This is a genomic window from Collimonas sp. GW821-FHT02H07, from assembly GCF_059421505.1.
Genome location: NZ_JBWKVC010000011.1, coordinates 140051 through 153512 on the forward strand (window position 1 = coordinate 140051; position 13462 = coordinate 153512).

Annotated in this window: 13 protein-coding genes; 6 read left to right on the top strand and 7 right to left on the bottom strand. The window is 61.4% G+C overall.

Going from position 1 to position 13462, the window contains the following annotated elements; genetic code table 11:
- The first annotated feature begins 834 nt into the window (after nucleotides 1–834).
- Together AC07V8_RS17675 and AC07V8_RS17680 are read left to right on the top strand one after the other, a co-directional pair.
- Entirely contained in the window at nucleotides 835–1035 is a 201-nt protein-coding gene (locus AC07V8_RS17675) for a hypothetical protein (protein ID WP_494680418.1), read from the top strand.
- Between the two features lie 69 nt (nucleotides 1036–1104).
- Nucleotides 1105–1302: a hypothetical protein gene (locus AC07V8_RS17680; RefSeq protein WP_494680417.1), complete on the top strand. Its 198-nt coding sequence runs from the start codon at nucleotides 1105–1107 to the stop codon at nucleotides 1300–1302.
- Between the two features lie 113 nt (nucleotides 1303–1415).
- Here the strand turns inward: AC07V8_RS17680 and AC07V8_RS17685 are convergent, their stop codons facing one another.
- Nucleotides 1416–2828, bottom strand: coding sequence for an SH3 domain-containing protein (locus AC07V8_RS17685; protein ID WP_494680416.1), 1413 nt, complete (start codon nucleotides 2826–2828; stop codon nucleotides 1416–1418).
- Nucleotides 2825–4090 (bottom strand): prohibitin family protein, encoded by a 1266-nt coding sequence (locus AC07V8_RS17690; RefSeq protein ID WP_494680415.1) that lies wholly within the window; start codon nucleotides 4088–4090, stop codon nucleotides 2825–2827. The genes AC07V8_RS17685 and AC07V8_RS17690 overlap by 4 nt, the downstream gene beginning before the upstream one ends.
- Before the next feature lie 343 nt (nucleotides 4091–4433).
- Between AC07V8_RS17690 and AC07V8_RS17695 the strand changes: the two genes are divergently transcribed.
- Complete coding sequence (locus AC07V8_RS17695) at nucleotides 4434–5150, top strand: response regulator transcription factor (protein ID WP_494680414.1); 717 nt, start codon at nucleotides 4434–4436, stop codon at nucleotides 5148–5150.
- 34 nt (nucleotides 5151–5184) lie between these two features.
- A complete protein-coding gene (locus AC07V8_RS17700) occupies nucleotides 5185–7257 on the top strand; it encodes a sensor histidine kinase (protein WP_494680413.1) in 2073 nt (690 codons plus the stop codon).
- A gap of 40 nt (nucleotides 7258–7297) precedes the next feature.
- Here the strand turns inward: AC07V8_RS17700 and AC07V8_RS17705 are convergent, their stop codons facing one another.
- The 4 genes from AC07V8_RS17705 to AC07V8_RS17720 are packed head-to-tail and all read right to left on the bottom strand — an operon-like array spanning nucleotide 7298 to nucleotide 10537.
- Nucleotides 7298–7888 carry a tyrosine-protein phosphatase gene (locus AC07V8_RS17705; RefSeq protein ID WP_494680412.1) on the bottom strand — a complete coding sequence of 197 codons (591 nt, stop codon included), beginning with the start codon at nucleotides 7886–7888 and terminating at the stop codon, nucleotides 7298–7300.
- On the bottom strand, nucleotides 7885–8436 hold the full coding sequence (locus AC07V8_RS17710) for a GDYXXLXY domain-containing protein (protein WP_494680411.1): 552 nt from the start codon (nucleotides 8434–8436) through the stop codon (nucleotides 7885–7887). The genes AC07V8_RS17705 and AC07V8_RS17710 overlap by 4 nt, the downstream gene beginning before the upstream one ends.
- Nucleotides 8433–9521 carry a DUF4401 domain-containing protein gene (locus tag AC07V8_RS17715; RefSeq protein ID WP_494680410.1) on the bottom strand — a complete coding sequence of 363 codons (1089 nt, stop codon included), beginning with the start codon at nucleotides 9519–9521 and terminating at the stop codon, nucleotides 8433–8435. The genes AC07V8_RS17710 and AC07V8_RS17715 overlap by 4 nt, the downstream gene beginning before the upstream one ends.
- Nucleotides 9518–10537 carry a DUF2157 domain-containing protein gene (locus AC07V8_RS17720; RefSeq protein ID WP_494680409.1) on the bottom strand — a complete coding sequence of 340 codons (1020 nt, stop codon included), beginning with the start codon at nucleotides 10535–10537 and terminating at the stop codon, nucleotides 9518–9520. Before AC07V8_RS17720 ends, AC07V8_RS17715 begins: the two co-directional genes overlap by 4 nt.
- Before the next feature lie 187 nt (nucleotides 10538–10724).
- Between AC07V8_RS17720 and AC07V8_RS17725 the strand changes: the two genes are divergently transcribed.
- On the top strand, nucleotides 10725–11273 hold the full coding sequence (locus tag AC07V8_RS17725; protein WP_494721478.1) for a metal-dependent hydrolase: 549 nt from the start codon (nucleotides 10725–10727) through the stop codon (nucleotides 11271–11273).
- Nucleotides 11274–11322: 49 nt separating this feature from the next.
- Here AC07V8_RS17725 and AC07V8_RS17730 read toward each other — a convergent pair whose 3' ends face one another.
- The gene (locus AC07V8_RS17730) at nucleotides 11323–12219 is read right to left on the bottom strand and encodes an AraC family transcriptional regulator (protein WP_494680407.1); all 897 of its coding nucleotides are present in this window, start codon (nucleotides 12217–12219) and stop codon (nucleotides 11323–11325) included.
- A 192-nt stretch (nucleotides 12220–12411) separates the two neighbouring features.
- Between AC07V8_RS17730 and AC07V8_RS17735 the strand changes: the two genes are divergently transcribed.
- On the top strand, nucleotides 12412–13458 hold the full coding sequence (locus AC07V8_RS17735; RefSeq protein ID WP_494680406.1) for an NAD(P)-dependent alcohol dehydrogenase: 1047 nt from the start codon (nucleotides 12412–12414) through the stop codon (nucleotides 13456–13458).
- The last annotated feature ends 4 nt before the right edge of the window (nucleotides 13459–13462 follow it).

Genomic DNA, 13462 nt, shown 5'->3' on the forward strand with positions numbered 1-13462 from the left:
GGCCGAACGACCAATGGCGCAAGCCGGCAAGCCCGTTCGCTTTGGCCCACGCCGACAAGGCATCTGCGTCGGAAATGATGAAATATATTTATACAATTTTCAAACTTGCAGCCCGACCGAGGATGAGATCATCAAAAATGGTAGTCAAGTGGTTTCAGGAATTTACTATGACTACGATGCCACTTGCAAAGTACCTGAAATTTCAACTCGAGAAATTTGATGAATTTGAAAACAAGTGGAATTTTTTTTGCGTAAATTCATGCCGTAAGACGGCGAGATGCAATCCAAAACTCTTCTTTCCTTCAGTGTCCGTAATAAACAGGAATAAACATGAGCGCAGGGGCTAAACGAAAAAGGAATGCCGCATCAAGCATAGGAGATACCACTTTTCGCGGTCCCGACAAGTGGTCTTAGATATAAGAAAATGATCCTGGTAACTCCTTCGCACGTGTTCAGGCAATCAAGCCGGAAAACGGATCGGCTTATCCGCCGGTAAACGGCAATACCGGCAAGCGGTTGTCCGGCAAAACCCGCATTGGGAGCGATGACTTCCCAGCCATCACCGTTTCGGCGGGCGGCCGCATAGTGCCGATGGTTGAGAGCGGTGAGATTTTTCCAGCACGTTGAAATGGTTGACTCCATCACACTCATTCAGCCGGCGTTGAACAAATGTCTGACGGTATGCCGGGGAAATCTGTCATCATCGGGAATGTCAAAGCGACGAGAAACAGCAATCGGCGCCGTTTTCGGCAGCAATAGCTTGTATTTTTACCAGTATGAAGTGACTGTTTGACATGGTAAATTTTCCTTTTGAAAACTATCCGTGGGAAATACATGCCGCAATTCGAGACGGAACATAAAGGAAGCGTGATCAAAGTCACCAGCACGATTGCCCGAGGCGGGAAGTATTGCTGGGCCGTTTTGATAGACGGGGTATTGCAGCAAGCGCCGGCGCTTGAGCTGTCCAATACATGGCACGGCGCTCGCGATCAAGGATTGGCGTTCGCAAAACATCTGATCGACGCAGGTAAGTGATCCCATGCTGTCATCACGATCTTGCAAGGCTGGCTGTACCAGAACTCTCTTCCCGGCAGCATGGCGAACATGACGCATCAATTTGAATACAAAGGCATCCACTATTCGATCGATGTTTCAGAGGTGAGGAGTGGCGGATGGACCTGGTCCTATCAAATTCAGAATGGGCCGGTTTGCAAATGCAAGGACCTGCTCCTGGACAGCGAAGAAACCGCATTTAGCGAAGCCAAGCGCAAGGTCAAATGGATGATTGACCACCGCAAATGACTTGTTTCCCATGATGGACAGCCTATTCTGCGGACCTTGCCGGACAGGCGTTGCGGGCGTTTTAGCTGCGCCCGCCGCGCTATTGCGAAACCGCTTTCCCTAGCTGTCCGCCATTACCGCATACTCAGCGTTCCGCGCTTCCACGCCGGATCCTGCCAGCGATAAAACAGGCTCAGCGAACGCGGATTGTCTGCCTGTTTCTCGACATCCATGGTATCCATCCGTATCACTTCAAAACTGCGCTTGAAACGCCCATCTACGCGCGCTTCGCGCACTGCCAGCATCTTGGCGCTGCCCGGCACCCAGCCGGCGAATTCCAGGTAGCCGACATCGGGCGCGTTGGCGGCCGGCGGCAGGATGTCGACGGTCCAGCCTTTTTCTCCCTGATGGAATACCCACAGCTCGCGCCATGAAGCTAGCGGCTGCACGGCGAGCGCCAGTGCGCTTTGCTGGGCGTTGACGCTGGCCGAGGCTTTCCAGACCAGGCCGTAGGTGCAGCGTTTGACGAGCGGATTTTTTTGATCGTGCTTGGCGTCTACCAGCGCGACGCAGGTTTCGCCGCTTTCCCCGGGCGTGGTGACGACCGTCAGGCTGCCGCCGCTGGCGGTGACGGGTTCGGGTTCCGCCGCCCAGCGCGAGGCGGCGACACGCACGGCGGCGTCGGTATAGGCAGTTGCGTCCGGTTCGGCGATTTCTTCCTTGTTGACGCCGGCCAGTTCCTGCAAGGCACGGTTGGCGGCTTCCTGCGCCGGCTGGTGCTGCCTGGCGCGCTCGAAGGCGATGCTGGCCCAGATGCCGGCGCGGCGCAGGCGCAGGCGGTTTTTCTCGTATTCTGGCAAATCGGTCAGTTGCACACGGTCGAGGATGTCGGCGCGCCAGGCATCCAGGCTGTTGCGCTCGGTGGGTGTGATGTTAGGGTCTACGCATTCGGGGCGGGTCAGCGCGAGGGCGGCGCGGGCGCGCTGGCCGTCGTTCGATTTCATGGCCAGCACGCGGCGGAAGGCTTCGCCGTTGTAGCACAGCTGGACGCGGCCGTCGCGCTCGAAGCCCTGCATGCCGATGCCATAGCTGGATGCCACTTCCAGATGGGCCGACAATACAGTGTCGTCGGTTTTGCCGCGTTTGGCGGAGGCGCGGCGCGCCAGGCGGTCCGCCATGGTTCCCAGCGCATCGAACGGTTCGGGGCCGATGGCTTCGGCCGGCGCCGCTTTCAGGTAGGCTGCCGCGTAGCTGATGCCGAGCGCCTCGGCGCCCGGCGTGTCGCGCAGGAAGCGCACGACGGCCAGCAAGTCGGGCGCGTCCTTCGGTTCCAGCGACTGGGTGCGTACTTGCGAGGCGCGGATATAGCCGCCCCGTTCGCGGCGGTGGTCGTAGACCTGCAGGTAATCCATCTTCTCGCCGCGCACTTCCAGGCTGTCGCCTTGCCACAGCACGGCCTGCTGCTGGGCAGATTCGCGCGGCGCGGCGCGCAGGGCGGCGCTATCCTGGGTGACGATGGCGACCAAGGCCAGGGCGGCGAGCATCATTGTTGTGTCTCCTCAGCAGCGGCAGCGCCGGTTTGCGGGTTTTGGGAGGCGGCCGCCTGCGTGCTGCCGAGCAGGGCCGAGCCGATGAAGCCGCCGCTCGCTGGGGGCGGGGCGATGATCACCGAAATCTTGTCGGACAGCTTGTCGGCCATGGTTTTCTGGATCAGCAAGGGATTCTTGGTGATCAGCGCGCCATCGCGTTCCAGCTGGGCGCTGGTGACCTTGCCGACCGTTTCCAGGCGATAGGCTTCGACGTCGGCCAGTTTGCGGCGCGAATCGGCTTCGCCGGTGGCTTCGATGCGGCGTGCTTCTGCGCTGCCTTCGGCGGTCTTGATGCGCGACACCTTTTCTGCTTCGGCTTCATACTGGCGCTGCTCGATCTGCTTTTGCTTGAACGGCAGCACGTGCTTCATGGCTTCTTCCTGGGCCTTGGCGGCGATGATTTGCTCGTTGCCGGCCGCTTCGGCCGATTTTTCGCGCTTGACCTTCTCGGCTTCGGCTTCCAGCTCGGTTTGCTGGACTTGCTTGCTCTTCAGCTCCAGCGTGTATTTCATTTTTTCGCTTTCCAGTTCTTCGGCCAGCAGTTTCTCCATGCCCTGGCGGTATTCCGGCGGCAGGTCGACCTGGCCCATCTGCACGCCGCGCAGGATGATGCCGTCGGCCGCCAGCTTCGGTTTCAACTCATTTTCTATTTCTTTCTGGATCTCGCCGCGCTTGGTGGAAAAGATGTCGCGCACCGAATAGCGGGTGAAGGACTTGTAGATCACGCCTTGCACCATGGGCTCGACGATCTCGCCGTTGATATCGGCAGGCAGCTCCTTGGCGATGCTTGCCAGCCTGGCCGGATCGATGGCGTAGCGTATGGTCAGGTCAACGCCCAGCGACAGGCCTTCGATCGACTGGAACGGTGCTTCGCCATTGGCCTTGCTGCTGCGCACCGGGCGGTATACCTGGTCCAGCAGCGAGTAGCGCCGCAACTCATGCAGGCCGGGGATGATCACCACCAGGCCGTCTTTGACCTCGGTGCTGCCGCCGGTGAGCTTGTTGGAGCGGATGCCGACTTCGCCGGGCTCCAGGGTCTTGAACGGCGGGTGGGTGATCAGTTCGTAGCCGGCGCCGCCTATCAGGCCGATCGCCAGCAACAGCATCCAGGCGCGCCGCGCGGCACGGCCCAGGCCGGTCAGCGTGGCGCCGATTGCCGAGATGGTTGTGGTGAGCAGTGCAAGCAAACCTTGCAGCAGTGATTCGAGCCGTTCAGACATGATATTTCCCCTGGTTGATGTGGCAATTCGATGGTCGGGAGCGGCATGCAGTGCTTTTCCCTGGGAAGAATCTTGCGCTCCAGGTGGCGGAAGTAACAATGGGCAGGCAGGGGCAGTCGCGTTATCCGAGGGTGGTGAATGCTCCGCAACGTCGCAGTCCGGTAAGCCGTGTGAAGAAATACTCACAGCGCGGCGCAGACTTTTCATGGGAAAGCGTGGATACTTTCATGCATCCTCAATCCCGCAAAAGGGGAACCTCGCCTCGCCGATGCACAGGGCAGGGGCGGCCGACCCAAGAAATGGGGGCGAGGGGGTCATTGATAGCAGAAGCAGCGGAGAAAAAATGTCAAAGCAGGCACAAAGAGTAGCGGTGATCGAAGACGACATCCCGACCAGCAACCAGCTCAAGGGCTGGATCGAGGCGGCCAAGCCTGGCATCCAGGTGGACCAGTGGTACACGCGCGATGACGCCGAGGCGGCGCTGGCGCGTGAAAATTACGACCTGGTGGTGCTCGACATCGAACTGGGGCGCGAACGGCATGCCGGCGTCGCCATCATCAATGCCATCAACAAGGGCCAGGCGACGCCGGTGCTGGTGGTGTCGGCCATGCCGGCTACCATCTACCGCAGCATCATGAAGGCGCTGGACGCCTGGGATTACCTGCAAAAGGCGACCTTCGAGGAATCCGATTTCATCGATACCTTCCTGGAAATCCTGCGCGCCGCCAAGGACCGCAACGGCGCGAAGGAAAGCGTGCCCCCAGCCAGCAGCAATGAACTGTCGATCGACCCGCTGCGCCAGAAGACTCCGATCTGGCGCGCGCAACGCATCAACCTGCCGCTGACGGCGCAACGCCTGCTGGCGGCGCTGTACGAGCACCGCGGGCAGGTGGTGACCTATGAGCAGCTGTTCCAGGTGGTCAAGAGCGGGCGCAACCGGGACAATATCCGCAAGCACGTCAGCACCATCCGCGATGCGTTTCGCGAAGTCGATGCGGAGTTCTCCTGCATTGAAAATATTCCGATGCGCGGCTTTCGCTGGGTCGACCAGGAAAAATGATGCGCAGCCACTTCAACAGCGGGAATGACTGCCCATGAAAATCAGCTTTCCGAATCTCGCCCAATACCGCTTGCGCATCCTGTTTCGCGGCGCCTTCCTGCTGCTGGCGGTGGCTACGGTTGCGCTGGCGCTGTATGTGCTGCAGCAGGAAAAGCAGCTGAGCTACAAGAATTACCAGGTCAGCTTCCGTAAGACCAGCGACCAGATCATGGCCACCTTGCGTCATCCCGCCGGGCAATTGGCACTGTTGAATCCACGCGCCGAAAATGGCGGCGCGGCGGCGTTGCATCCGGTATTGCTGCCGTTTCCTTCGCTCGATTTCGACGACCAGAACAAGGTGCGGCAGGCCATTACCATGTCCGGCTGCCTGGTCCAGTATGGCGACGACGGCGCGCTATGCGTGGCCGTCGGCAACAATCCTTGGGCCGGCGGCTTCATTTATGCGGCCGGCAGTTTCGTCAGCGATGAACTGGTGCCGCACCAGCGCGGCGAACAGGATATCGGCGACGCCCATCGCTTGCGGGTGACGGTAACGCTGCGCGGGCAGACCTATCGCTGGATTGCGCCGTTTGAAAAGAACGGCGATCCGAATGCCGTGCAGACGCGCGGCGCGCATGGCCGCCTGACCGGCTTTCTCGATGACGATAGCGGCCGCGTGGGAGCCAGGCCGGTCAAGGATTTTCGCGGCTGGATCTGGCAAAGCACCTTATGCAGCAAGCCCGGACAAGGCGACGGCGATGCCGATTGCCCGCGCAGTTCGTTTTTCTCGCTGCGCCTGCCGGTAGGCGTCCTGCAGGATGCCCTGTTCCAGGAAAAAAATCCGGTCTGGCCGCCGGCCGACCTGGACAAGATCCAGGTGCGCATCGAGGTCTTGCCCCCGGGCGACGGCCCGCTGCTGCTCGACAGCAAAAGCGCGAGCGCGGCGCGGGCATTTGCCGTGAGCGACCTTGCCTCGCTGCTGTTGCCGGGCGAGAGCTTGCGCATCAGGAAGCGCGGCGCGGCAGGCGGCGCTGATCTTGTCAGCCTGAGCGGGGCCGAAGATCATCCGGACGACAGCTCGCGCCTGCTAAGCCGCCTGGTGCGCCGCCTGCCGGTGGACGAAGTCGGCCCGCCGAACGACAGCCGGGAATCCGTGGTGACGGCGGCGGGAATCTATGATGTGACCTTGACGGGCGACGAGCGCAGCGTCAACCGCAGCCTGGGCGTGGTGGCTGCGCGGGTATCGTGGTTTGTCGGCGCCATGCTGCTGGCCTTGTTCGTCGCCTGGCTGATCATCGAGATCGGCATCATCCGCCGCATCACATTGCTGACCCGGCGCGCAGCCAAGGTGTCGAAGATCGTCAAAGGTTCGGGCGGCCTCGACCAGTTCGACCTGACCGATCTGCGCGGCGCCGATGAGCTTGGCGTGCTGGCAAGCTGCCTGCATGACCTGCTCAGGCGCGTCAAGGAAGACCTCGAACGGGAGGAAATCCGGGCCGAGCAGGAAAAGGAAATGTGGCATGCGGTGGGCCATGAGATCATGTCGCCGCTGCAGTCGCTGATGGCCTTGCACGGCGCCGCCGAAAGCCAGAGCAGCCGCTACATCAACCGCATGCAGCAGGCGGTGCGGGTGCTGTATGGCAGCGCCTCTCCCAGCGAGGCGTTCCAGTCCACGGTGCTGCAGGTGACGGCCATCGACATCGGCGCCTTTCTCGGCAACGTCGCCGACAATGCGCCGCTGGTCGGCATCGCGGATGTCAGCTTCTCCGGCGGCCAGCAGGGCGTGATGGTCAGGGCGGATGATTATTCCCTGGAGGATGTGGTAACTCATGTCTTGCGCAATGCCGACCGTTGCCGCGAAGCCGGCACCATGATTTCCATCGACCTGAAAACCACCGAAACCGCAGCCACCATCGCCATTCATAATTACGGGCCGAATATCGCTGATGAACTGATCGACAAGATTTTCGAATACGGCGTGTCCGACCAGCTTGACGCCGGCGCCAACGGCAACCGGGGGCAAGGGCTGTTTGTCGCCAAGACTTATATGGCCAAGATGGGCGGGACCATCACCGCGCAAAATGTCGCGGATGGGGTGGTGTTTTCACTGGGGCTGCAGCGGGTGTGATTGGCGGCTGGCTGGAACATGGGATGTGGCAGAACGCTGCTCAATCATTGCTCTCAACACCTGCGCGGATTTTTTCAATGTCTACGGCATCCATGTATTTCGGAATGTTTTTCCAAAGCGAGTGGTATCCGTAGCCGCCGTCAGTCAGCTCTTCCAGCGCCTTTTGCTTGGTCCAGTCCTGGAATACGACGCGGTACATGGCGGTGACCAGGCCGGTCCGGTCGGCGCCATGCCAGCAATGCAGCAAGACCGGGCCTTCCTTGGCGCCGGCGCGTATCGCGCGCAAGGCATCGATCACGTTCTTATCGTTGATTTCCCAGGTGTTGATGCCGACATGCACGGCCTTGATGCCGGTATTTTTCAGCAAGCCGTCATCCGAGTGGAATGAGCGCAGGTTGACCACCGTTCTGATGTCCAGCTGGTTGAGTGTCTTGATGTCCTGGGGCCGCAAGGCGGCGCTGCGATAGAAATTCTTGTCGACCAAATAGAGATTGGCCGAGGTGTCCACCGCCTGGGCCCATTCCGGTTTGCGGGCGACCGTTTGGCCTGCCTCTGCTTGCGCATGTGGTGCAAAGGCGAATTGGATCAGCAGGGCTGATTGGGCCAGGCGTTTCAGGAAATAAGGCGTCATTGTTTGCTGTCGGTAGTTGTCGGTGTTTTCTTGATGCGATCGGGAATCGCCTGGTGCTGCTGGTCCGCCAGGCCAGCCAGCAAGGCCGTGCCATCGCTCGCCACGCGGAAGATTGCGTAGCGGGCCTGGGCGAAGCGCGCGCCTTCCCCCTCGGCGAAGAAATAACTGTTGCTCGGCAGGTGCGCGCCATTGTCTTCCCATTTCAGGCGCACCAGGGTTTCACCGGCTTGCAGCGGTTCGCCGGCCTGGGCTATCCGCAGAAACTGCGCAACGCCGTCGGCGTCTGTGCCGAGGATTACCCTCAGCGCCTGACCTGGCGCCGGGGGTGTTTTGGCGGCGGCCAGCTGGTTAGTCAGCTGCTGTGTCAGTTGATAGTCAAGCGCCATGTAATCACCCTGCATCAGCGAACGCGGATCGACCGGACGCAGCGGCAGCAGTATGGCGCGGCCCTGCGCCAGGGTTTGCTCGTGCCGCCAGACGATGCCGTTCAGGAACAGCAAGGTGATCAGCGCAGCGACGATGAAAAGAGGCAGGCGCCAGCGCATCATGCTGCTCTCCTCGACATGAACAGCCATACCAGCAACAGCACGACGCCGCTCGCCATCAGCAGCAATCCTTTGTGCAGCAAGGGCCAGTTCAGGTTGTAATAGAAGGCGCCGAAACCGGCCAGTGCAGCAGCAATGCCGAGCGCCGTCAGGTAGCTGCGGCCTTCAGCCAGGCCGATCCACAGCGCCAGCGCCGCTGTCGCCAAAGCCGGCGACAAGACGCAGAGCGGCAACAGCACCGCCAGCGGCCAGACCCTGGCCGCCAATCCGGGGTTGCGGCGCAGCGTGATGAACACGGCCAGCAGCAACGGCAGCAGATCGAGCAGCCGGTAGGCAAGCCAGAGCCCATTTGGCGCCAGCCATTGATCGGCATCGGACGGCGCCACGAATACTTCGTTCCAGCCGGTGGCCTGCCATATCTGCACGCCAAGCCAGAACCACAACAGGGCATGGCGCACCGGCTGCCAAACTGCCGGACCGAAGCCGAACAGCTTCAGCGGGTGAGCCCACAGCCACCATAGCGCCAGAGAAAACAGCAGATTGCGCAGCGGCGCCAGCTGCCACATCCATGTGGCGTGTTCTCGCAGGCCATAGTTGTAACGACCCAGCCATGGCGTCATCCAGTACCACAGCACCGCCAGCATGACGCCGGCCGCAATGAAGCGCAGCAGGCGATGTCCGGACAGTGCGAACAAAATCAGCGCCAGTACGAAGGCCGGCAGTTCCCACGAATCCGGCTTCAGGCCGGCGCCGACCAGCACCGCGCCGGCAATCGCTACCGGCACCGCCATCTGCGGCAGGAAAAACGATTGCCGGTTGAGCCGCATCACGGCTGTCGCAGCGGCGACCAGCAGCACGCCGCAAACAATCCAGGCGCTTTCGTTGCGGGCGATGAAGGCCGGCACTACCACTGCCGCCACCAGCAAGGCGGCGGCAATCCAGGCGGCGATGGTTTGCAGGATCAAGACCGACCAGGGCAGGGCATCATCGTGCCCGGGCAGTGCAGCGTCCTGGCGCAGCGCGCCGCTCTCGCGCAAACCGGCGATCACGCTGTCCCAGCCGGCAATCTGGTTGCTTGGCCGGTTCATTGCGTAGCTCCCGTTAGCGCAGGCTGCGGCGCGGCTTGCCATTCCTGGTAGCGGGCGTGCAGCCACCAGCCGATGGCGCCGAGGCCGCCAATCGCCAGTATGGAAACCGGATACAGCCAGTTGTCGCCATGGGCGGAACCGACCACCCAGGCCAGCACGGCGACCCAGGCAGAAAACAAAGGCAGCGCCAGCAGCAACAGATCGCGCCGCTGTAAATAAAAATAGAGCGCTGCAACCACGCAGGCTAGCCACAAGGTCAGGATTACGGGATTGCTGCTGGCTGCCGGGAGCCCGAAAACATGTTGATGTGCGCCGGCCAGCACCATGCTGGCCTGGATCGTCAGCAGCAGCGCCAATCCCAGTCCCAGCAGGCGCTGCAGGATGCGCGCGGTCCATGGCGCCGCCGCGCTTTGCAGCCGTTCGGCCAGGGCCAGCGCCGCCAGCCAGAAACCGATCAAGGGCAGGTTGGCTTCATCGAACAGGCTCCAGGACGAGAGCGCCGGACGCCACGGCGCATGTGGCAGCCACAGCTGCAGCGCCAGCGATGCAATGACGATCCACAGGCCCCACAGCGGCGCGAAATTGTCCAGCAGCGCCCATGGCAAGGCCAGCGCCGCCCATAGCGCAAACAGCTGCCAGGCATCGGCGCCGGTCTGATAGGTTTGCCCGATCACCGCCAGCCAGATGCCGGACATGGCAGCCACGGCAAACAGCGCCCAGCGCCGGCCGTCGCTGTCAGGCCGGGCCAGGAAAGCCCAGGCCAGCAGCGCCAGCCAGCCGGCTTCGGCGACGCCGACCCGCGCCAGGCGCGGCCAGCTCAGCCAATTGGAAGCGAATACCATCACGGTGCCGGCCAGCAGGCACAAGGCGCCGCTGATCAACAGCAGCAATGCCGCCAGCCGGCGCCAGCGCTCGGCGTCAGGCGCAAGATGCAAAGCCAGCAGCGCGCGCCGATAGCCCGGCTGGTCGAGCGCGCCGCTGTCCTGCCAGTGATCAAGAATGCTGCGAGCATTCATCGTCGGACTCCATTCAGGGATGATTGGTGGCGGGGAGGGACGCCATCAATTCAATGTTGTCATTTCAATATATCCATGGCAGGATACGGCAGTAATTTCTTTTTTGCAATATCCCTTAGAGGGGGCCACGACTAGTCGAAGTCAGCCAACCCACACACACATAATCCTCTGTCAAAACTTTATAACTATGCCGACTATCCTTTCGCATGCTGCGATACCACTCGCTCTCGGACTTGGATTGGGCGCGCGCATAGTTCCCCGCCGTCTGCTCGTCGCCGGCATTCTCGCCTCGGTTCTACCCGATTTCGACGTGCTGGCATTCCGCTTTCACGTGCCATATGCCGATGCTTTCGGTCACCGTGGGATTAGTCACTCTGTCGTGTTTGCAATCCTGCTGGCAGCGCTGGCCGCAGTGTTTGCGGCGCGCCTGCATGCCCCGCGCCGTACGGCATTTCTGTTCGTTGCCATATGCGCCGCATCGCACGGGGTGCTGGACATGTTTACCAACGGCGGGCTTGGCGTCGCCATATTGTGGCCGTGGTCGAGCGAGCGCTTCTTTATGCCATGGCAGGTCATCGAAGTGTCGCCGCTTAGCCTCAATCGCATCCTTAGCCCGCGGGGGATAACGGTGATGATGTCTGAGCTGTCATGGGTATGGCTGCCGGCGGTGATTGTCTGCGCCACGCTGGTTTTCTCGCGTACGCTGAGCCAGCACTATTACTCCGAGAAAAAATGATTTTTGCCCGGCTTGGTTCTAAGGTTGAATCCGAGTTTGAATTCGATTTTTATCCCGCCGCCGCTTTCCTGAACCGTTCCACATCCCGCTGCGGCGGCATGCCGTACAGCCGCCCATATTCGCGGCTGAACTGGGACGGGCTCTGATAGCCCACGCGATAACCGGCGGTTCCTACATCCAGCTTCTCGACCAGCATCAGCCGCCTGGCCTCGTGCAGGCGCAGCTGTTTCTGATACTGCACCGGCGTCATGGCGGTCACCGCCTTGAAATGATGGTGCAGCGACGACACGCTCATGCCTACGCGTTGCGCCAGTTCCGCCATGCGCAGCTGTTCGCCGTAGTTGGATTTGAGCCAGCTGATGGATAGCGCGATCTTGTTGCCGGGGCTGTCGGCCATGGCGATCTGGATCAGTTGCGCGCCGCAGGGGCCGGTCAGCAAGTGATACAGGATTTCCTGCTCGATCAGCGGCGCCAGGGCCGGAATATCCACCGGCCGGTCCAGCAACCGCAGCGTCGCCTCCAGCAGGTCTGGCGATGCCGTGTTGACTGCCACGCCCAGTCTTTTGCCGGTATCCGCGGCGGCGGCCGGGACGTCGATCCGGCTCATCAGCTCGGCCAATTTGGCGCCGTCGATCGCCATGCCCAGACCCAGGTGCGGAAGTTCCGGACTGGCCTCGATGACGCGCGATACGACCGGCAGGTCGAGCGACACCAGCAGAAACTGGCCGACCCCGTAGTTGAAGGTGTCAGCGCCCAGCATGATGCTCTTGGCGCCTTGCGCCACCAAGGCGAAGCACGGCCACTGGCTGACATGCAGGGGCAGGGTGGGTGATGAGCGGCGGTTGAAGAACAGGCTGCCGATCGCGGTCGCATATTCGCTGTCAGCCGTCGCATGGCGGCCGATGATCGCGGCGATCTCCTGGAAACGTTCGGATGGCGGATTCATTGACGTGTGTCTTTCTCTTTACGGGATAGCTGCAGTGATGCTACCTGACTCTTGCGGTTGCCGCCCGCTAACCCTCATCCATTTGCAGGATCGTGCATGAGATGCACAGGATCATGATAACGATGGGGCATTCCTCTGCCGTAGGATTGAGCACATCAAGTCATCCCGCCTTGTCACCTGAGAAAGCACGCAATGAATTACACCAAAGCCTACGCCGCTGCCGCCGCGCGCAGCCCCCTAGCCCCGTTCACGATACAGCGGCGCCTGCCGGCGGACGATGATGTCGCCATCTCGATCAAGTACTGCGGCATCTGCCATTCAGATGTTTCCATGTCGCGCAATGCCTGGGGATTTTCGATGTTTCCCATGGTGCCCGGCCATGAGATCACGGGCATTGTGACAGCGGTCGGCGCCAAGGTGCGGAAATTCAAGGCCGGCGACCGGGTCGGCGTCGGCTGCTTTGTCGATTCCTGCACCAGCTGCGCCACGCGCAACGTCGACCTGGAACATCTGATGCCCGGCCTGGTGCAGACCTACAACAGCCCGGAAGCCGACGGCAGCAGCCTGACTTACGGCGGCTACTCTGAATCCATCGTCGTCAAGGAGGGCTATGTGCTGGCGATCCCGGACTGGCTGCCGCTGGACGCGACGGCCCCGCTGCTGTGCGCCGGCATCGCCATGTATTCGCCTTTGCGCCGCTTTGCAGCGGGCCCCGGCAAACGCGTCGCTATCGTAGGCATGGGCGGCCTCGGCCACGTCGGGGTCAAGATTGCCCATGCCATGGGCGCCGAGGTAGCGGTGCTGAGCCAGTCGCTGTCGAAAGCGGATGACGCCCTGCGTTTCGGCGCCGATCACTGCTACGCGACCGGCATGGCGGATACTTTCCAGACGCTTGCAGGCAGCTTTGATCTGATCATCTGCACCGTCTCCGCCGAGCTGGACTGGAACGCCTATCTCAATCTGCTGACCATCGACGGCTCGCTGGTGATTATCGGTATTCCTGAAAAGGCCATTCCGGTCAGCGCCTTGTCGCTGGTGGTGGGCCGGCGCTCCCTCAGCGGCTCGCTCATGGGTTCGATCAAGGAAACCCAGGAAATGCTGGATTTCTGCGGCCGCCACGGCATTGTGGCTGACATTGAAACCATCCGCATCCAGGATGTCAACGATGCCTACGAGCGGCTGGAGAAAAACGATGTGCGCTATCGCTTTGTGATCGACATCGCCTCACTGCAAGACTGACCAG

Bases quoted from the DNA above. Each gene is read 5' to 3' on its own strand.
- AC07V8_RS17730 (WP_494680407.1), bottom strand. From the start codon at position 12,219: ATGAATCCGCCATCCGAACGTTTCCAGGAGATCGCCGCGATCATCGGC.
- AC07V8_RS17680 (WP_494680417.1), top strand. From the start codon at position 1,105: ATGACGCATCAATTTGAATACAAAGGCATCCACTATTCGATCGATGTT.
- AC07V8_RS17715 (WP_494680410.1), bottom strand. From the start codon at position 9,521: ATGAACCGGCCAAGCAACCAGATTGCCGGCTGGGACAGCGTGATCGCC.
- AC07V8_RS17720 (WP_494680409.1), bottom strand. From the start codon at position 10,537: ATGAATGCTCGCAGCATTCTTGATCACTGGCAGGACAGCGGCGCGCTC.
- AC07V8_RS17700 (WP_494680413.1), top strand. From the start codon at position 5,185: ATGAAAATCAGCTTTCCGAATCTCGCCCAATACCGCTTGCGCATCCTG.
- AC07V8_RS17725 (WP_494721478.1), top strand. From the start codon at position 10,725: ATGCCGACTATCCTTTCGCATGCTGCGATACCACTCGCTCTCGGACTT.
- AC07V8_RS17675 (WP_494680418.1), top strand. From the start codon at position 835: ATGCCGCAATTCGAGACGGAACATAAAGGAAGCGTGATCAAAGTCACC.
- AC07V8_RS17695 (WP_494680414.1), top strand. From the start codon at position 4,434: ATGTCAAAGCAGGCACAAAGAGTAGCGGTGATCGAAGACGACATCCCG.
- AC07V8_RS17685 (WP_494680416.1), bottom strand. From the start codon at position 2,828: ATGATGCTCGCCGCCCTGGCCTTGGTCGCCATCGTCACCCAGGATAGC.
- AC07V8_RS17690 (WP_494680415.1), bottom strand. From the start codon at position 4,090: ATGTCTGAACGGCTCGAATCACTGCTGCAAGGTTTGCTTGCACTGCTC.
- AC07V8_RS17705 (WP_494680412.1), bottom strand. From the start codon at position 7,888: ATGACGCCTTATTTCCTGAAACGCCTGGCCCAATCAGCCCTGCTGATC.
- AC07V8_RS17710 (WP_494680411.1), bottom strand. From the start codon at position 8,436: ATGATGCGCTGGCGCCTGCCTCTTTTCATCGTCGCTGCGCTGATCACC.
- AC07V8_RS17735 (WP_494680406.1), top strand. From the start codon at position 12,412: ATGAATTACACCAAAGCCTACGCCGCTGCCGCCGCGCGCAGCCCCCTA.